Source organism: Streptomyces sp. NPDC127100, from assembly GCF_042724095.1.
In the GTDB taxonomy this organism is placed as follows: domain Bacteria; phylum Actinomycetota; class Actinomycetes; order Streptomycetales; family Streptomycetaceae; genus Streptomyces.
Genome location: NZ_JBHXFL010000050.1, coordinates 28,427 through 45,641, shown reverse-complemented (window position 1 = coordinate 45,641; position 17,215 = coordinate 28,427). Strand labels below are relative to the sequence as shown.

General features: G+C 73.6%; 16 protein-coding genes and 1 pseudogene. 11 read left to right on the top strand and 6 right to left on the bottom strand.

Features of this window, described 5'->3' with window-relative positions; all coding sequences use genetic code 11:
- From ACFWJB_RS30950 to ACFWJB_RS30940, 3 genes are all read right to left on the bottom strand, one after another.
- A partial coding sequence (locus ACFWJB_RS30950; RefSeq protein WP_386926345.1) for a DUF5667 domain-containing protein occupies positions 1-943 on the bottom strand: 943 nt, incomplete at its 3' end.
- A gap of 252 nt (positions 944-1,195) precedes the next feature.
- Positions 1,196-1,987 (bottom strand): ECF subfamily RNA polymerase sigma factor, BldN family, encoded by a 792-nt coding sequence (locus ACFWJB_RS30945; RefSeq protein ID WP_385462846.1) that lies wholly within the window; start codon positions 1,985-1,987, stop codon positions 1,196-1,198.
- A 343-nt stretch (positions 1,988-2,330) separates the two neighbouring features.
- Positions 2,331-3,254, bottom strand: a complete 924-nt coding sequence (locus ACFWJB_RS30940; RefSeq protein ID WP_386926343.1) for an HAD family hydrolase — start codon at positions 3,252-3,254, stop codon at positions 2,331-2,333.
- A gap of 198 nt (positions 3,255-3,452) precedes the next feature.
- Between ACFWJB_RS30940 and ACFWJB_RS30935 the strand changes: the two genes are divergently transcribed.
- The 7 genes from ACFWJB_RS30935 to ACFWJB_RS30905 all read left to right on the top strand — a co-directional run bounded on the left by ACFWJB_RS30935 (position 3,453) and on the right by ACFWJB_RS30905 (position 10,423).
- A complete protein-coding gene (locus ACFWJB_RS30935) occupies positions 3,453-3,794 on the top strand; it encodes a glutaredoxin family protein (protein ID WP_386926341.1) in 342 nt (113 codons plus the stop codon).
- Between the two features lie 274 nt (positions 3,795-4,068).
- Positions 4,069-4,836 carry a redox-sensing transcriptional repressor Rex gene (locus ACFWJB_RS30930; protein WP_385462837.1) on the top strand — a complete coding sequence of 256 codons (768 nt, stop codon included), beginning with the start codon at positions 4,069-4,071 and terminating at the stop codon, positions 4,834-4,836.
- Positions 4,833-6,563, top strand: coding sequence for a glutamyl-tRNA reductase (locus tag ACFWJB_RS30925; protein WP_386926338.1), 1,731 nt, complete (start codon positions 4,833-4,835; stop codon positions 6,561-6,563). Before ACFWJB_RS30930 ends, ACFWJB_RS30925 begins: the two co-directional genes overlap by 4 nt.
- The gene (gene hemC, locus ACFWJB_RS30920; protein ID WP_385462831.1) at positions 6,560-7,519 is read left to right on the top strand and encodes a hydroxymethylbilane synthase; all 960 of its coding nucleotides are present in this window, start codon (positions 6,560-6,562) and stop codon (positions 7,517-7,519) included. The genes ACFWJB_RS30925 and hemC overlap by 4 nt, the downstream gene beginning before the upstream one ends.
- Positions 7,516-9,213, top strand: coding sequence for a uroporphyrinogen-III synthase (locus ACFWJB_RS30915; RefSeq protein ID WP_385462828.1), 1,698 nt, complete (start codon positions 7,516-7,518; stop codon positions 9,211-9,213). The genes hemC and ACFWJB_RS30915 overlap by 4 nt, the downstream gene beginning before the upstream one ends.
- 242 nt (positions 9,214-9,455) lie before the next feature.
- On the top strand, positions 9,456-10,133 hold the full coding sequence (locus tag ACFWJB_RS30910; RefSeq protein WP_386926335.1) for an RNA polymerase sigma factor: 678 nt from the start codon (positions 9,456-9,458) through the stop codon (positions 10,131-10,133).
- Positions 10,130-10,423, top strand: coding sequence for a hypothetical protein (locus tag ACFWJB_RS30905; protein WP_386926333.1), 294 nt, complete (start codon positions 10,130-10,132; stop codon positions 10,421-10,423). The genes ACFWJB_RS30910 and ACFWJB_RS30905 overlap by 4 nt, the downstream gene beginning before the upstream one ends.
- 15 nt (positions 10,424-10,438) lie before the next feature.
- On the opposite strand, the gene ACFWJB_RS30900 is transcribed toward ACFWJB_RS30905, so the two are convergent.
- Positions 10,439-11,398 carry a D-2-hydroxyacid dehydrogenase family protein gene (locus tag ACFWJB_RS30900; RefSeq protein ID WP_386926329.1) on the bottom strand — a complete coding sequence of 320 codons (960 nt, stop codon included), beginning with the start codon at positions 11,396-11,398 and terminating at the stop codon, positions 10,439-10,441.
- Between the two features lies 1 nt (position 11,399).
- Positions 11,400-11,897, bottom strand: coding sequence for a hypothetical protein (locus ACFWJB_RS30895; protein ID WP_386926327.1), 498 nt, complete (start codon positions 11,895-11,897; stop codon positions 11,400-11,402).
- 133 nt (positions 11,898-12,030) lie between these two features.
- On the opposite strand from ACFWJB_RS30895, the gene hemB reads away from it, so the two are divergent.
- Positions 12,031-13,023: a porphobilinogen synthase gene (hemB, locus tag ACFWJB_RS30890; protein ID WP_385462808.1), complete on the top strand. Its 993-nt coding sequence runs from the start codon at positions 12,031-12,033 to the stop codon at positions 13,021-13,023.
- A 43-nt stretch (positions 13,024-13,066) separates the two neighbouring features.
- Here the strand turns inward: hemB and ACFWJB_RS30885 are convergent, their stop codons facing one another.
- Complete coding sequence (locus ACFWJB_RS30885; protein ID WP_386926325.1) at positions 13,067-13,807, bottom strand: DUF4232 domain-containing protein; 741 nt, start codon at positions 13,805-13,807, stop codon at positions 13,067-13,069.
- Between the two features lie 66 nt (positions 13,808-13,873).
- Between ACFWJB_RS30885 and ACFWJB_RS30880 the strand changes: the two are divergent.
- The 3 genes and pseudogenes from ACFWJB_RS30880 to ACFWJB_RS30870 all read left to right on the top strand — a co-directional run.
- Positions 13,874-14,209, top strand: a pseudogene (locus tag ACFWJB_RS30880) (helix-turn-helix domain-containing protein); the annotation flags it as partial.
- 774 nt (positions 14,210-14,983) lie between these two features.
- A complete protein-coding gene (locus tag ACFWJB_RS30875; RefSeq protein ID WP_385462852.1) occupies positions 14,984-15,883 on the top strand; it encodes a hypothetical protein in 900 nt (299 codons plus the stop codon).
- 65 nt (positions 15,884-15,948) lie between these two features.
- A complete protein-coding gene (locus tag ACFWJB_RS30870; RefSeq protein WP_386926323.1) occupies positions 15,949-17,178 on the top strand; it encodes a PLP-dependent aminotransferase family protein in 1,230 nt (409 codons plus the stop codon).
- The last annotated feature ends 37 nt before the right edge of the window (positions 17,179-17,215 follow it).

Genomic DNA, 17,215 nt, shown 5'->3' with positions numbered 1-17,215 from the left:
GGCCGGAACCGCCCGGTCGTCCGTCGTCGCCGGGAGTGCCGTCCTGGGCCGGCGCTTTCGGCAGCAGAGACCGCAGCGGGGCGACGTCGTCCTCTATGGCGTCGAGCACCGACGACACCTCTTCACTGACGTCCCCGAGCTGCACGGGCAGCCGCTCGCGCAGGGCGCCCCAGGCCTCCCGGTGCGAGCGGGAGAAGGCGGAGAGCGCCTGCATGGGGGCCAGGGATTCGGGGTCGCGGGCGTAGGCGGCGCTGAGCAGGCGGTGGCCCTCGGACGCGTCGTGCCGCATGCCGGACAGGGCGCGGCGGATCTCGCCGAGATCCTCGTGGTCGAGGGGGCCGCTGCGGCCGCGCTCCATGAGGCGCCGTGCCTCGTTGAGCCGGGTCGACGCCAGGTCGAGGTAGGCCCGGCCGCGTTCGTCGTCGCCGTCGGCGAAGCCGAGCTTGAAGTCCTCTATGCCGCGCTTGAGGCCGTAGAGCGAGTCACCGGGCAGCGCGTCCGAACTGGCAGCGGCGACTCCGCCGAGGGCTCCGGCGGCGACACTCACGCTCAGTCCGCCCGCGGTGAGGCCCTTGGCCAGCCGCGAGCGCGGCCGGAGCCTTCCCAGCGGGGTCGCCCGATGGGCGCCGCGGGCCCGGCGCTGCTCGGGCACCGAAGGGTCCGTCGCCCCGCCGCCCGCGGTGCCCTCCTGCATCATGGCCTCGAACGCGGCCACCAGCTGGGCCCGTTGGACGACCTTGACCTCGGGGTCCAGCTCCGGCCGGGGCAGCGATTCCAGGCCGGCGGCGAGGGACAGCAGACGTCCCTGCCCGGTCTGGTCCGCGGCGGTCCCGGCGGGTGCCGGGCCTTCGGACTGCTCGGCCGCCGCCCCGGGATCGGACTGGTCCTCCAGAGCCTGGGCGAAGGCGTTCGCCCGCCGGTGCGCCGATACGTTCGCGATCACTGGCGGCACCTCCTCTCGTCATCACGGTCGACTCCCCAGGGGGTCCTGAGGGTTGCACGCCCCTTCCGAAACCACACGAACGTGTGATCGGAGCCGGTCGGGGGTGACCACAGGGAGCCTGCATCCCGCACAACGAGCGGCGCGGCACTTGGGTTACGGACGACGGATGACCGGACCGAGGTCTCAACCGACTTCGACAGACGGTGACTTGGGGGATGCGTAGGGTGGTGGCGCCTCGGGGGCGCCGGGGACTCAGCGGGCGTCGTCCGGCAGCAGTCGGGCGAGGGTGCGGACGGCCCGGTACTGGAGGGTCTTGATGGCGCCCTCGTTCTTGCCCATGACACGGGCGGTCTCGGCGACCGAGAGGCCCTGGAGGAAGCGGAGGGTGACGCACTCCTGCTGTTGTGGGTTGAGCCGCCGGACGGCGTCGAGCAGGGCGGCGTTGGAGAGGGACTCGAGGACGGAGTCCTCGGGGGAGCGCTCGACCTCGTTGGCGTCGAGCATCTCGCCGGTGGTGACCTCGAGCCGGAAGCGGCTGGACTTGAAGTGGTCGGCGACGAGGTTGCGGGCGATGGTCACGAGCCAGGCGCCGAAGTCGCGCCCCTGCCAGGTGAAGGTGCCGATGCGCCTGAGGGCCCGCAGGAACGTCTCGCTGGTCAGGTCCTCGGCGGTCGCCTTGCCGCCCACGCGGTAGTAGATGTAGCGGTAGACGGTGTCGCTGTACTGGTCGTAGAGCCGCCCGAACGCGTCGGCCTCGCCGGCCTGGGCGCGTTCGACCAGGTCCATCATGCGGGCGCTGTCGCTGTCCGCGGCGGGGCGGCGGTGGGCGGCGGCGGCCCCCGACGAGGACGACCGCGCCCGTCTGCCGACGGCGGCGCTGCCCTCGGCCAGTGCATAGCACGGGCCCGCGGGGGCGGCGGCCGCGGCGAGGGCGGGGACGGCGTACGCGGTGGGGACGAAGACGCGCAGCAGGTCCTGGGCTGATTTGACCGTTGCGCGCAGCGTAGCCAGGCCCGAGGCGTCAACCCCGACGTGTGGGTACACGGGACTCCCAGAGGCAGAGCTTCCATCACGTGCAGTACGGAACCATTCACCCGTCGTAGCGAAGGTGGGGTACCGGATTGCGTCTGAGGAGAATAACGCTTCGTACAGGTGCTGCTACGCCCAGTTGCTCAAATCATCGATTACGTCGCTTCCGTGGCCGATTGACGCCCGGTCAAGTGCCGCAGATTGATCGCTTGACGACCGAAACGGTTCGGCTTCCTGGTGACTACAGTGCGTGTTGTGCCCGATGTGGGAGAAGGGGACTGAAGAGAGCCCTCCGGGGGTATGCCGGACCGATTGACCGGGCGGCGCCCGCACGTGCGGCGCCGGTGCCGGTCCGGGGTCAGCGGCGGCGACGGTGCAGCGCGATGGCCGCCGCGGTGCCGCCCGCCACCGCGCCGATGCCGGCCGCGGCCGGAATGCCGACCTTCGCGGCCTTGCGGCCCGTGCGGTAGTCGCGCAGCCGCCACTCCAGCTCGCGGGCGTGCTTGCGCAGTTTCGAGTCGGGATTGATCGCGTACGGATGGCCGACCAGCGACAGCATCGGGATGTCGTTGTGGGAGTCGCTGTAGGCGGCGCAGCGGGAGAGGTCCAGGCCCTCGGCCGCCGCCAGCGCCCGTACCGCCTCCGCCTTGGCGGGGCCGTGCAGCGGTTCGCCGACCAGCTTGCCCGTGTAGACGCCGCCGATGGACTCGGCGACCGTGCCGAGCGCGCCGGTGAGGCCCAGCCGCCGGGCGATCACCTGGGCGATCTCCACCGGGGCGGCCGTGACCAGCCAGACCTTCTGCCCGGCGTCGAGGTGGGCCTGGGCCAGGGCCCGGGTGCCCGGCCAGATCCGCTCGGCCATGTACTCGTCGTAGATCTCCTCGCCGATCGACCTCAGCTCGGAGACGCGGTGGCCCTTGACGATGGAGAGCGCCGAGTCGCGGGCGTCCTGCATGTGCTCCGGGTCCTCGATGCCGGCGAGCCGGAACCACGCCTGCTGCCAGGCGAACCGGGCGAGGTCGCGGGTCTCGAAGAACTTCCGCTTGTACAGGCCCCGGCCGAAGTGGAAGAGGGCGGCGCCCTGCATCACGGTGTTGTCGAGGTCGAAGAAGGCGGCGGCGCGGTCGTCGCCGTGGACGGGGAAGTCGGGTTCCCCGCCGGGGGCGGCGTCGGGAAGGTCCTGGGTGGACTTGCGGGCGGCCTCCGCCGAGGCCTCGCCTGCCAACACGCTCCGCGCCGTGGCGGAGCGCCTACGGGGGGTGAGCCATCCGAGAGCGGCCATGTCCGTGAGCATAGCCAGTTTGTTCGGAGGCTTCGGACCCGAGAGGTTGGGGGGCTGTGAACTCTGGGCGGCCGTCGCGTTGCCGGGCCGGGCCCGCGGGCGTGTCGGGCCGCCGGTCCCCCGGGCCGTCCGGTCGCCGGCTCCGCACGGGGTGCGGTCGTCGGCGGAGGCGCTCCCTCCGGTCGGGTCCGCGCGAGAATGGCCGGCATGAGTCCCCTCTTCCGCCGCAGGGCCCCGCAGGCGCCCGGGGCCCCCGAGACCGCCGAGCACCCGCCAAGCCCTCCGCACTCCGAGAACCATCTCGTCACCCTCATCCGCAAACCCGGCTGTCATCTGTGTGATGACGCACAGCTCGTCGTCGAGAAGGTGTGTGCCGAGCTCGGTGTCCCCTGGGAGGGGAAGGACATCACCGAGGACAGCCGGCTCCACGACCAGTACTGGGAGCAGATCCCGGTCGTCCTGGTCGACGGCAGGCAGCACACCTTCTGGCGTGTGAACGAGGAGCGCCTGCGCAGGGCACTGACCGAGCAGTACAAGTAGTCCGGATGGTCGCTTAGGATCGATGGCGACATGGTCTCGGGGGCGTTGATCGTGAGGAGCGTGAGCGGCTTTGCCCCCGATGGGACAGGAACGCGGGTGCGAGTGCGCCGGTTCCCCGTTCGGGCGCCGGGGGCGCGTGACCCCGGTCACGTTGGCCGGGCAAATCGGACACCATCTTTGTGCACGCGTTCACAAAGACATAGCCTGCATTCGACGGGGCGGTCATGTAGGGACGTATGACCGCCTACAGCCCCGCTCTACCCGCAGGAGCATCGTGGCAACTGGCCGAACACACCGACCGGCGACCCGCAGCCGAGGAATCCCCGAGGCCACCGTCGCCAGGCTTCCGCTGTACCTCCGAGCCCTCACCGCACTGTCGGAGCGCTCGGTCCCCACGGTCTCCTCCGAGGAGCTGGCGGCCGCGGCGGGAGTCAACTCCGCGAAGCTCCGCAAGGACTTCTCCTACCTCGGCTCCTACGGGACCCGGGGGGTCGGCTACGACGTCGAGTATCTCGTGTACCAGATCTCGCGTGAACTCGGGCTGACCCAGGACTGGCCGGTCGTGATCGTCGGTATCGGCAACCTCGGCGCCGCGCTCGCCAACTACGGCGGGTTCGCGTCCCGTGGTTTCCGCGTCGCCGCGCTCATCGACGCCGACCCGCAGATGGCCGGAAAGCCCGTCGCCGGGATCCCCGTGCAGCACACCGACGAGCTGGAGAAGATCATCCAGGACGACGGTGTCTCGATCGGCGTGATCGCGACCCCCGCCGGTGCCGCCCAGCAGGTCTGCGACCGGCTCGTGGCCGCCGGTGTCACGTCCATCCTCAACTTCGCGCCGACCGTGCTGAACGTCCCCGAGGGCGTCGACGTGCGCAAGGTCGACCTCTCCATCGAGCTGCAGATCCTCGCGTTCCACGAGCAGCGCAAGGCCGGCGAGGAGGCCGCGGCCGACGCCGGCGCGGTCCCGCCCGCCGTCGCCCGCAAGCAGCCGTCCGCCGACCAGGGACCCGACGGGGACGTGCCCGCCGTGATGCCGGCATGAGTCTCCTCGTCGTCGGGCTGAGCCACCGCAGTGCCCCCGTCAGCGTCCTGGAGCGGGTGTCGCTGAACGCGGAGGCGCAGTCCAAGCTGCTGCAGGACACCGTCGCCGCCGAGCCGGCCGCCGAGGCCGCGCTGCTGGCCACCTGCAACCGCGTGGAGCTGTACGCCGACGTGGACAAGTTCCACGCCGGTGTCGCCGAGCTGTCCACGCTGCTCGCCCAGCACAGCGGGGTCGGCCTGGACGAGCTCACTCCTTATCTTTATGTGCACTACGAGGACCGGGCCGTCCACCACCTGTTCTCGGTGGCCTGCGGGCTCGACTCGATGGTGGTCGGCGAGGGCCAGATCCTCGGTCAGATAAAGAACTCCCTGGCCCGCGCCCAGGACCTGCACACCGCCGGCCGGCTCCTCAACGACCTGTTCCAGCAGGCCCTCCGGGTCGGCAAGCGCGCCCACTCCGAGACCGGCATCGACCGCGCCGGGCAGTCCCTGGTCACCTTCGGCCTGGAGCAGCTCGCCGCCGGGGCCGACGTCCAGACCTGGGCGCGGGGCAAGAAGGCGCTGGTGATCGGCGCCGGTTCGATGTCCTCGCTGGCCGCCGCCACGCTGGCGCGTTCCGGGATCGCCGAGATCGTGGTCGCCAACCGCACCTTCGAGCGGGCCGAGCGGCTCGCCCGGATCCTGACCGAGGGCGACGACACGGACGTGCTGGCCCGCGCGGTACCGATGGACGCGGTGCCGGCCGAGCTGACACGTGCCGACGTGGCCGTCTCCTGCACCGGGGCGACCGGGCTGGTCCTCACGGCGGACGCCGTGGTGGCGACGGTCGAGGGCCGCACCGGCGCGCCCACGGTCGTGACCCCGTCCGCCGACGCCCGCCCGGCCGCCGACGCCGGTCCCGCCGACGGACGGCAGAGTGCCGAGACGCCTCTGCCGGGTGCCGGCGCCGACGAGAACTGCCCGCTGGACCTGTCCTCCGTGCCCACCGGCTTCTCCGTGATGGGGGAGGCCGCGGTGGCCGGCATGGACGCGGCGACGCTGGAGCAGCACGGGGCCTGGGTCGCGGGCGGTACGGCCGTGGACCGGCCGCGCGAGGCGGTGCGGACCGTCCCCGAGGCGGAGACCGAGCTGATCGGCGCGCTGGCCGCGACGGCCGCGAGCGTCGGCCGGATCCCCGAGCGCCGCCGCCCCGAGCCCGTCGCCGACGTGCCGCGCCCGCAGCCCGTGCTCTTCCTGCTCGACCTCGCCATGCCGCGCGACATCGACGCCGCCGTGCACCGGCTGGCCGGGGTGCGCCTGGTGGACATCGAGTCGCTCGCCGAGGCGTCGGCCGACGCACCGATGGCCGCCGACGTCGACATGGTCCGCCGGATCGTCGCCGACGAGGTCGCGGCCTTCGGCGCCGCCCAGCGGGCCGCGCACATCACGCCCACGGTCGTCGCGCTGCGCAGCATGGCCGCCGGCGTCGTCGCCGGTGAGATCGCCCGGCTGGAAGGGCGGCTGCCGGGTCTCGACGACAAGCACCGCGCCGAGATCACCCAGACCGTCAAGCGTGTGGTCGACAAGCTGCTGCACGCGCCGACGGTCCGGGTCAAGCAGCTCGCCGCCGAGCCCGGCGGTGCCGGGTACGCGGACGCGCTGCGCACCCTGTTCGACCTCGACCAGGAGACGGTGGCCTCCGTCTCGCGGACCGAGAACAGCACTGAGAAGAACCGAGGGCCGGCATGACTGAGAAGGCACTGAGACTGGGGACGAGGCGCAGCAAGCTCGCCATGGCCCAGTCCGGGCAGGTGGCGGATGCCGTGAGCCAGGTGACCGGACGGCCTGTGGAGCTCGTCGAGATCACCACGTACGGCGACACGTCCCGCGAGCACCTGGCCCAGATCGGCGGCACGGGCGTGTTCGTCGCCGCGCTGCGCGAGGCCCTGCTGCGGGGTGACGTGGACTTCGCGGTTCATTCGCTCAAGGACCTCCCCACCGCGCAGCACGAGGGCCTGGTCCTGGCGGCCACCCCCGTGCGCGAGGACCCGAGGGACGTCATCGTCGCCCGGGACGCGCGGAAGTTCACCGACCTGCCGAGCGGGGCCCGCATAGGCACGGGCGCGCCGCGTCGCATGGCACAGCTGAACGCGTACGCCCGCGCCCACGGAATGGAGATCGAGACGGTCCCGATCCGGGGCAACGTCGACACCCGCATCGGATACGTCCACAGCGGTGAGCTCGACGCCGTCGTGCTGGCCGCCGCCGGACTGAACCGGGTCGGACGCATCGACGAGGTGACCGACTTCCTGTCGGTCGACACGGTTCTGCCCGCCCCCGGCCAGGGGGCCCTGGCGATCGAGTGCGCCGCGGACAACGCTGCGCTGATCGCCGCGCTCGCCGAGCTCGACGACCCGTTCACGCGGGTCGCCGTCACGGCCGAGCGGTCACTGCTCGCCGCTCTGGAAGCCGGCTGCAGCGCCCCCGTGGGCGCCTTGGCCGACTTGCTGACCGACGGGCAGACTGTCAAGGAAATGCGCCTGCGCGGCGTCGTCGGTACGACCGACGGCTCGACGCTGGTGCAGCTGTCCACCACCGGTCCCGTGCCCCAGACGCACGATGCGGCGCTGGCACTCGGTCGCGAACTCGCCACCGAGATGCTCGCCCAGGGCGCGGCCGGTCTGATGGGGGAGCGAGCACATTGAGCCCCACCACCTTTCCCGCCTGTCCCGAACACGGGCACGTCACCTTCCTCGGTGCCGGACCCGGAGATCCGGGACTGCTGACCCTGCGCGCCGTGGAGGCGCTGGCGAACGCGGACGTCCTCGTCGCCGAGCACGAGGTGCTCGACGTCGTACGGACGCACGCGAGGCAGGGCGTGTCCGAGGTGCTCACGGATGCCGATCCGTCGGATCCGGGCACGGGCACGCCCCAGCTGACGGTAGTTGACGGTGCGTCAACGAGCGTCGGCGTCCCCGCTGTGCGGGATGCCGCACATCTTGTCATGGAGGCCGCGCGGGGCGGCAGGCGGGTTGTGCGTGCGGTGACCGGGGACCCCGGGCTCGACACGTACGCCGCCGAGGAGATGCTCGCGTGCGCCGCGGCCGGGGTGCCCTTCGAGGTCGTCCCCGGCATCGCGAACGCCGTCGGCGTGCCCGCGTACGCCGGTGTGCCGCTGCGGGACGCCGAGGGTGCCGACGTGCGGTTCGTGGACGCCCGTACGGCGTCGGACCGCTGCTGGACCGAGGTGGGCGCCTCCGACGGGACGGTCGTGGTGTCGACGACGCTGGACTCGGTGGCCGCGGCCGCCGGGGAGCTGGTGTCGGCCGGCCGCAAGCCGGACACCCCGCTGACGGTGACCATCGCCGGTACGACGACGCGGCAGCGCACCTGGACGGCGACGCTCGGCACGGTCGCGCAGACGCTGAAGCAGGCCAAGGTGCTGCCGTCCCCGGACGGCGGCCGCCCGGTGATAGCCGTGGTCGGCGAGCGCAGCGCCTCCGCCCGGCGTGACCAGCTGTCGTGGTTCGAGTCCAAGCCGCTGTTCGGCTGGAAGGTCCTCGTGCCGCGCACGAAGGAGCAGGCGGCGTCGCTCTCCGACCAGCTGAGGTCGTACGGGGCCGTGCCGCACGAGGTGCCGACCATCGCGGTGGAGCCCCCGCGCACCCCGCAGCAGATGGAGCGGGCGGTCAAGGGCCTGGTGACGGGCCGCTACGAGTGGATCGCGTTCACGTCGGTCAACGCGGTGAAGGCGGTCCGGGAGAAGTTCGAGGAGTACGGCCTCGACGCCCGTGCCTTCGCGGGCATCAAGGTCGCCGCGGTGGGCGAGCAGACCGCCAAGGCGCTGATCGCCTTCGGCGTGAAGCCGGACCTGGTGCCGAGCGGCGAGCAGTCGGCCGCGGGCCTGCTGGAGGACTGGCCGCCGTACGACCCGGTCTTCGACCCGATCGACCGGGTGTTCCTCCCCCGTGCCGACATCGCCACCGAGACCCTGGTGGCCGGGCTGATCGAGCTGGGCTGGGAGGTCGACGACGTCACCGCCTACCGCACGGTGCGCGCCTCGCCGCCGCCGGCCACGACCCGCGAGGCGATCAAGGGCGGCGGCTTCGACGCGGTGCTGTTCACGTCGTCGTCCACGGTGCGGAACCTGGTCGGCATCGCGGGCAAGCCGCACAACGTGACGGTGATCGCCTGCATCGGCCCGGCGACGGCCAAGACCGCGGAGGAGCACGGGCTGCGCGTGGACGTCATGGCTCCCGAGCCGTCCGTCCACAAGCTGGCGGAGGCGCTCGCCGACTTCGGCCTGCGCCGCCGCGCGGCGGCCCTGGACGCCGGCGACCCGGTGACGCGGCCGAGCGAGCGCCGGCCGGGGGCACGGAGGCGTCGGTCCTCGACCTGAGGTCGCCCGGCGGGGCGAGGTCGTACGCGTGAGGTGGTGGCGGGACGTGCTGGGCGCGTCCCGCCACCGCTCGTTGGGCGGCCCGCCTCCCCGGGCGGCGGCCGGTCCGCGCGAGGAGGTGAATCCTTTCCGGACCTCCCGGCCTCTTGTCCGTGTACCGGCCGAACGGGCCGGCGGAACCGGGAGGAGACACCGATGATGGTCACCGGGCTCGTAGTGGTCGGAGTCCTGCTCGTGGGCGCGTGCGCTCGGCATCTGACGCGGCGTTACAGGAGCGGAAACTGACCGGTGCCCGCGCGTGGGGCGGCTCCCCGTCGGGGGAGCGGACGAACCGGCGCTTCCGCTGGCCGGACGAGCGGCTGATCAGGGCCGCTCAGGACGGTGACGCGACGTCGCTCACCACCGTCGTCATGGAATCGCAGCCCCACGTGCGCAGGTTCGCCCTGTCGCTGTGCGCCTCACCGCAGGACGCGGAGGACGCGGCGCAGGAGGCGCTGATCATCCTCTACCGGAAGATCGGCACCTTGCGGGCCACCGGCGCGCTCGCCTCGTGGATGTTCCGGATCGTGCGCAACGAATGCCTCCGTCAGGTGCGGCTGCTCGTCCCGCGGAGCGACGCGGCGCCGGCCGGGCCGGAGGGGCCCGCGGAACCGTCCGCCGAGGACGCGGTGCTGCGCAGGCTGGAGGTGGAGCGGGTCGCGGCCGCGGTCGGCGCCCTTCCCCGTGACCAGCGGCAGGTCCTGCTCATGCGGGACGTCCAGGGCCTGCCCGGCAGGGCCGTCGCCCATGCGCTCGGGTTGAGCAACGCCGCGATGAAGTCGCGGCTGCACCGCGCTCGCGCGGCACTGCGTCACTCACTGGCGGCGACCGATCCAGCCCTCGATCCAGTCATCGAGCCACCAGTCGGAGGAGAGTCATGACCGTGAAGCCGGCACAGTCCCCGTCGCCCGGGAAGAACTTCGCGAGCAAGTCCGTCCCGCGCCACCTGGCGCGCGGCGCCATCGGCTTCGGGCTGATCATCGGATCGGTCGCCCTGGTGCCCGTCGCCGGCCCCGCCACCCTGCTGGCGGCCCCGTTGGCCCTGGTCGCGTTTCGCGGCTGCCCCACCTGCTGGATGGCCGGTCTGGCGCAGACCATGTCCCGCGGCCGTCTGGAGCGCCGGTGTGTGGACGGCGTCTGCACCCTCGCCGAGGCGTCCCCTTCCGGGTGACCTCCCCGAAGGGGGTCAGCCGAGGCGGCGGATCGGGGTGCCGGCGAGGTAGGCGCCGATGGCTTCCACCGCCTGGCCGTAGTACGTGCGGTAGTTGAGGTGGGAGACGTAGCCCAGGTGCGGGGTGGCCAGGAGGCGGGGGGCCGTGCGCATGGGGTGGTCGGCGGGGAGGGGTTCGGCGTCGAAGACGTCGACCGCCGCGCCCGCGATCCGGTGCTCGCGCAGGGCGGTGAGCAGCGCGTCCTGGTCGACGAGTGCCGAGCGGGAGGTGTTGACCAGGTAGGCGTCCGGCTTCATCAGGGCCAGTTCGGGAGCGCCCAGGATGCCCCGGGTGGTCTCGCCCAGGACCAGGTGGAGCGAGAGGAAGTCGCTGGTGCGGAGCAACTCCTCCTTCGAAGGCGCGAGTTCGGCGCCCACCTCGTCCGTGCGCTCCTTGGTGAGGTGGGGGCTCCAGGCCGTGACCTCCATGCCGAAGGCGAGGCCCACCCGCGCCACCCGGCCGCCGATCTTGCCCAGGCCGAGCAGGCCGAGGCGGCGGCCGTGCAGGTCCGCGCCGACCGTCGACTGCCAGGGGCCGCCCGCGCGCAGGGCGTTGTTCTCCGTCACGATGCCCCGGGCCAGGCCGAGGAGCAGCGCCCAGGTCAGTTCCACCGGCGGGGTGGGGGAGCTCTGGGTGCCGCAGACCGTGACGCCGTTCCGTTCGGCGGCGGCGAGGTCGATGACGGAGTTGCGCATGCCGGACGCCACGAGCAGCTTCAGCCGGGGGAGCCGGTCGAGGAGGGAGGCGGGGAACGGGACGCGTTCGCGCAGGGTCACCGCGATGTCGAAGTCGGCGAGGGCCCGGGCCAGTTCGTCCTCGGTGGCGAAGTGCTCGGTGAAGGCGGTGACCTCCACGCGGTCGCCGACGGGGCCCCAGTCGGCGACGGTGGTGGCGACGTCCTGGAAGTCGTCGAGCACGGCGCAGCGCAGGCGCATGTCAGTCCTCTCGGGTGAGGCCGGTACCGCCGCCGCGGGACGGGCGGGCGTCCTGGGATTGTCCTGCGTTACGGTGCCGGCGCGCCCGGCGCACCACCTGGGCGACGGCCGTCGCCGGGGCGAGCACGAGGACCGCGAGGCCGGTGAGGACGACCGGGTTCACCCACGGCGGCACCAGCTCGGTGCCCGTGCCGTCCGGCGTCACGCACTGTGCGCTGACCGGCGGCGTCATCCGCGTCACCACGTGGTCGCCGCGTGCGCCGGCGGCCGCGCACATCTGGTCCGGGTCCAGGATGTAGAACCCGCGGCTCACGCCGTAGGCGTACGCGCACAGGGCTGTCGCGCCGGCCATCACGGTCAGCAGGCAGAGCGACTTCGTGTCGGGCAGGCGCCAGCCGGCCCCGAGCTCCCGGCGCCACGCCCGCACGGCGAGCATGCCCGCGGTGCCCAGGGCGACGAACGGGGCGAAGGCCAGGGCGAGGAAGAGCAGGGCCGTCATGCCGGTACGGACACCGTTCGCCGGTGATCGGTTCCGTCGCCCGGCAGGAGCCCGGCAGGAGCCGGAAGCGGAGGGCCGCGGGCCGACTCCGCGTCGGCAAAGGCATGGCGGGGGCGGGCGTAGCGTAGGTGGTATGACGACGTACGGATCCTTTCCCGGCACCCGGCCCCGGCGGCTTCGGACCACTCCCGTCATGCGTCGGATGGTCGCCGAGACGCGGCTGCATCCCGCCGACCTGATCCTGCCCGCCTTCGTGCGCGAGGGCGTGAGCGAGCCGGTGCCGATCGCGGCGATGCCCGGGGTCGTGCAGCACACCCGGGACAGCCTGAAGAAGGCCGCCGCCGAGGCGGTCGAGGCCGGGATCTCCGGGATCATGCTGTTCGGCGTGCCGGAGGAGGCCAAGAAGGACGCCGCCGGGACGGCGGGGACCGACCCGGACGGCATTCTGCAGGTCGCCCTGCGGGACGTGCGGGCCGAGGTCGGGGACGAACTGCTCGTCATGTCCGACCTGTGCCTCGACGAGTTCACCGACCACGGGCACTGCGGGGTGCTCGACGACCGGGGCCGGGTCGACAACGACGCCACGCTCGAGCGGTACGCCGAGATGGGGCAGGTCCAGGCCGACGCCGGCGCCCACGTGGTCGCGCCCAGCGGGATGATGGACGGGCAGATCGGGGTCATCCGCGACGCCCTCGACCAGATCGGGCGGGAGGACGTCGCGATCCTCGCCTACACCGCGAAGTACGCCTCCGCCTTCTACGGGCCCTTCCGCGAGGCCGTCGGATCCTCGCTCAAGGGCGACCGCAAGACCTACCAGCAGGACGGCGCCAACGCGCGCGAGTCGCTGCGGGAGCTGGCGCTCGACCTGGAGGAGGGCGCCGACATGGTGATGGTCAAGCCGGCCGGCCCCTACCTCGACATCCTGGCCAAGGTCGCCGAGGCCGTCGACGTGCCCGTCGCCGCCTACCAGATCTCCGGCGAGTACTCGATGATCGAGGCCGCCGCGGAGAAGGGCTGGATCGACCGCGACCGGGCCATCCTGGAGACGCTCACCGGCATCAAGCGGGCCGGTGCGCGCAACATCCTGACCTACTGGGCCACCGAGGTCGCTCGCACGCTGCGCTGAACGGCCTCCCCCGGTGCGGCGCACAGGGGGTGCGGGCACCTCTTCAGAAGCCGAGCGCCGCGTCCACGTCGGTCTGCCAGTAGGTGACCGTCAGCGCCGTGTCGACGTACACGCCGCCGGCGGGCAGGGCGACCGTTGCGATGGAGCCGTCCTCGAAGGGGACGGTGAGGGTGCTCGTCTCGTAGCCGTTCTCGCCGCTGCCGTCGCCGGCCGACAGCAGCACCCCGGCGTAGCCGGCCTCGCCGGGCGCGACGCCGGTCAGCGACTGCGGCTTGGTCGCCTCCGCGACCGGCGGCACCGCCTGGGCCTCGCCGAAGCGGGCCGCCGGGTACGGCGGCAGCATGCACGTCTTCGAGCCGGTGTTGGTGGCGGTCAGCAGCAGGTGGTTGAGCGGGCGGGACAGCTTCTGCGCGGTGATCTTCACGTCGGCCGCGGAGCACTTGCCGGGCATGTCGTCCTGGCTGTCGGTGTCGCCGCCGTTCGCCGAACCGGCGGAGGAGCCCTTGCCCTTCTGGCCGGAGCCCGAGGTGCCGGCCTCGCCGGAGGAGCCCGCCGAGCCGTGCGAGTCCGTGCCCGAGCCGGCCGAGCCGGACGGCGCCTTGTCCCCGCCCGTGGAGGCGGAGGCGCCGGCGGACGGGGTGCTCGGGCCCGTGGCCGCCGCGGAGGAGGACGGGACGCTCTCGGCGCCCGTGTCCGAATCGCCCTCACAGGCCGTCAGGGCGAGCGCGGCCAGTGCGACGGTGGTGGCGGCGAAGAGGCGGGTGCGGGTGGTGCGTGCGGACATGAAGGGGCCCCGTTTCGGTGGAAGTTGGGTGAGCCGCTCGACCGTTCGCCGGGAGCGGCTGCTTGGATGACCACAGCTTGGGGTCCGAGTCGTCCCGCGCGCCAGCAGCGCCGCCGCATGCGGGACGCTGGGATGCCGAAGGGGGCTCTGACCTGTGGAAACGGTGTCCCTCTGGGATGCGGTACGGGGATGCTGGGAGAGGGAGGAACGGTGGCGGGGGACGACTTCGCGGAACTGCTGCGGGAGCTCAAGGAGCGGTCCGGGCTCAGTTACGGGGCCTTGGGCAAGCGGCTGCACATGAGCGCGTCCACGGTGCACCGGTACGTCAGCGGGGAGGTCGTGCCCGTCGAGTTCGCGCCCGTCGAGCGGCTGGCCCGGGCGTGCCGGGCGACCCCCGGGGAACTGCTCGAACTCCACCGCCGCTGGATCCGGGCGGATGCGCTGCGCGGCGTGAAGAAGGCGGAGGAGAGGACCGGGGAGGGGGCGGAGACGCCGGGAGAGGCGGACACCGGGGCGCCCGGAGGGACGGCCGGGGACGCCCGCCCTCGGCAGCCGGAGCCCGGGGCACGGGACGCTGCCGGGGCTGCCGGGGCTGCCGGGGCTGCCGGGGCTTCTGGGGAAAGCGGGGCCGCCGACGCTGCCGGTACTGGCGGGAGCGCCGAGACCGCTGGAGCGGCCCGGACAAGGCCGGCCCAGGGGTCCGGGGCTGCCGGGGCGACCGAGGCCGCCGATGCCGGCGGGGCCGGCCGGACCGGGCCGGTCGGAACCGCCGGGTCAGGCGGGCCGATCGGGGCTGCCGGGGCCGGTGGGGTCGCCGGCACTGCGGGGGTGGACGAAGCCGCCCGGACGGGGACCGCCGGTGCCGCCGGGGCCGGGCGGGGCGCTGAGTCCGCCGGAGCCGCTCCGACCGGGCCGGCCGAAGAGGCGGAGGCATCCGAAGGCGCCGGGTCGGCCGGGGCTGTCGGGTCCGCCCGGACCGGCCCGGCCGGAGCCGCGGCGGCATCCGGAGTCGCCGGGGTGGTCGGAGAGGTCGGAGAGGTCGGAGAGGTCGGGGGCGGGGCCGGCGGTCGGGGGCCTGCGGGGGGACGCGGTGGCTCCGTCGCCTCCCCGTCGGCCGCGGCGTTCCGGCCGGCCGGTCGGCCGGTGGAGAAGCGGGCGGGCGGGCCGCGTCGTCGGGTGCCGCGTGCCGCCCTGTACGCCGCGACCGGCGTCGTCGCCATCGCCGGTGCCGTGGCGCTCGTGGCGAACCTCGTGCAGGGCGACGGCGACGCCGGGCGGCGCGGTCCGGCCGGGGCCGCCGGGGCCGCCGTGTCGTCCCCCGCGCCGGTGTCCGGGACCGCCACCCGCCCGGCGTCCCCGCGTGCGAGCGCCTCAGCCTCGGCGTCCGCCACCCCGTCGCCGTCCACCTCCGTGTCCGTCGAGGCACCGGCGACGCGCCCGGGCACGGCCGCACCGAGCCGCCGCGCCCCCGCCTCGGGCCCGGCGCTCACCGTGTCGACCACCCCGTACTTCTGGGACTCCCCCTGCGACCACGCCTTCCTCGTCGACCGCAGCCCGCAGAACGTGCTGCCCCCGCCCCCGCAGCAGGACTCGGTCGGCTGGGCCACCGCCTACGGCGCGGTCTCCGCGAACCGGCAGACGGTCGTCCTCACCGTGCAGGGCACCGGAGAGGAGACCGTGGTCCTCAAGGACCTGCACGTCCGCGTGGTGGACAGCGGGCCGGCGCTGGACTGGAACCAGTACGTGATGGGCAACGGCTGCGGCGGCGGCGTGGACACCGCGTCGTTCGACGTCTCGCTCGACCTGGGCACCCCGCTGGCGATGCCGGTCGCCGGACAGCGGGACTTCCCGTACAGCGTCACCGAGTCCGACCCCGAGGTGTTCCACGTCAAGGCGCACACCAGCGGCCACGACGTGAGCTGGTACCTGGAGCTGGAGTGGTCGAGCGGCGACCGGGAGGGCACCCTGCGCGTCGACGACCACGGCAGGCCGTTCCGCACCAGCGCCTCCAAGGACGCGTCCTACTACGCGTACCCCCTCGGCAGCCACGCCTGGGAGTTCGTCGAGGGGACCTGACCGGCGGGGTGTCCGCATCACGGAAACGTCCTTGTAGACGGCACGTACTTCCCTAGGCTGCGGGCATGACAGTGACTCAGGACGCCGCCCCCACCGCCACCGCACCCCTGCCGCCGCTCGCCGCGCGGGCCCGGTCGATCGGCGGTTCGCCGGTACGGGACATCCTCGCCGTCACCGCCCGCCCCGAGGTGATCAACTTCGCGGGCGGGCTGCCGGCGCCCTCGCTGTTCGACGCGGAGGGCATCGCCGCCGCGTACCGGGCCGTCCTCGCCGAGGCACCGGCGCGGGCGCTCCAGTACTCCACCACCGAGGGCGAGCCCGCCCTGCGGGCCGCGCTCGCCGCCCGGACCTCGGCACGCGGACTGGACACCGGCGCCGACGACATCCTCGTCACCACCGGCTCCCAGCAGGCACTGTCCCTGCTCGCGACCGCCCTGATCGAGTCGGGCGACACGGTCCTCGTCGAGAGCCCCTGCTACCTGGCCGCCCTCCAGGCCTTCGGCTTCGCGGGCGCCCGCGTGATCGCCCTGCCGGGGGACGAGGACGGGCCGGACCCCGTGGCGCTGGAGGAGCTGGTGGTGCGCGAGCGGCCCAAGCTGCTCTACACCGTGCCCACCTTCTCCAACCCGACGGGCCGCACCATGCCCGCCGCCCGCCGTGCCGCCGTCGCCGAGGTCGCCGGCCGGTGCGGGCTGTGGATCGTCGAGGACGACCCGTACGGGGAGCTGCGCTTCGAGGGTGACCGCGTGCCGTGGATCGCCTCCCTGGACGGCGCCCGGGACCGCACCGTGCTGCTGGGCTCCTTCTCCAAGGTGATGGCGCCGGGCCTGCGCCTGGGCTGGCTGCGGGCCCCCGCCGAGCTGCGCCGGGCCTGCGCGGTCGCCAAGCAGGCCGCCGACCTGCACACCCCGACCGTCAACCAGCTCGCCGCCGCCCGGTACCTGGCCGACCGCGACCTGGACGCCCACGTCGCCCGCGTCGCCGCCGCCTACCGGGAGCGCCGGGACGCCATGCTGGCGGGCCTGGCGGACGCGCTCCCGGCGGGGTCGGTGTGGAACCGCCCCGAGGGCGGCATGTTCCTGTGGGCGCGGCTGCCGGAGGGCCACGACACCACCGCCCTGCTCTCCGAGGTGGTCCGGCACGACGTGGCGTACGTGCCCGGCGCCCCCTTCTACGCCGGTGAGCCCGACCGCGCCACGCTGCGGCTGTGCTTCGTCACGCAGACGCCGGACGAGATCGCGGAGGGCCTGCGGCGGCTGGGCGCGGCGCTGTCCGCACAGGGGCTGCCGGCCTAGGACGAAAGACCGGGTGCGGGTCCGGCCGGGGACGGCG

Excerpts from the sequence above, each read along its gene's own strand:
- ACFWJB_RS30885 (WP_386926325.1), bottom strand. The coding sequence starts at position 13,807 with ATGTCCGCACGCACCACCCGCACCCGCCTCTTCGCCGCCACCACCGTC.
- ACFWJB_RS30905 (WP_386926333.1), top strand. The coding sequence starts at position 10,130 with ATGACCGTGAAGCCGGCACAGTCCCCGTCGCCCGGGAAGAACTTCGCG.
- ACFWJB_RS30935 (WP_386926341.1), top strand. The coding sequence starts at position 3,453 with ATGGCCGGCATGAGTCCCCTCTTCCGCCGCAGGGCCCCGCAGGCGCCC.
- ACFWJB_RS30925 (WP_386926338.1), top strand. The coding sequence starts at position 4,833 with ATGAGTCTCCTCGTCGTCGGGCTGAGCCACCGCAGTGCCCCCGTCAGC.
- ACFWJB_RS30900 (WP_386926329.1), bottom strand. The coding sequence starts at position 11,398 with ATGCGCCTGCGCTGCGCCGTGCTCGACGACTTCCAGGACGTCGCCACC.
- hemB (WP_385462808.1), top strand. The coding sequence starts at position 12,031 with ATGACGACGTACGGATCCTTTCCCGGCACCCGGCCCCGGCGGCTTCGG.
- hemC (WP_385462831.1), top strand. The coding sequence starts at position 6,560 with ATGACTGAGAAGGCACTGAGACTGGGGACGAGGCGCAGCAAGCTCGCC.
- ACFWJB_RS30895 (WP_386926327.1), bottom strand. The coding sequence starts at position 11,897 with ATGACGGCCCTGCTCTTCCTCGCCCTGGCCTTCGCCCCGTTCGTCGCC.
- ACFWJB_RS30870 (WP_386926323.1), top strand. The coding sequence starts at position 15,949 with ATGACAGTGACTCAGGACGCCGCCCCCACCGCCACCGCACCCCTGCCG.
- ACFWJB_RS30940 (WP_386926343.1), bottom strand. The coding sequence starts at position 3,254 with ATGGCCGCTCTCGGATGGCTCACCCCCCGTAGGCGCTCCGCCACGGCG.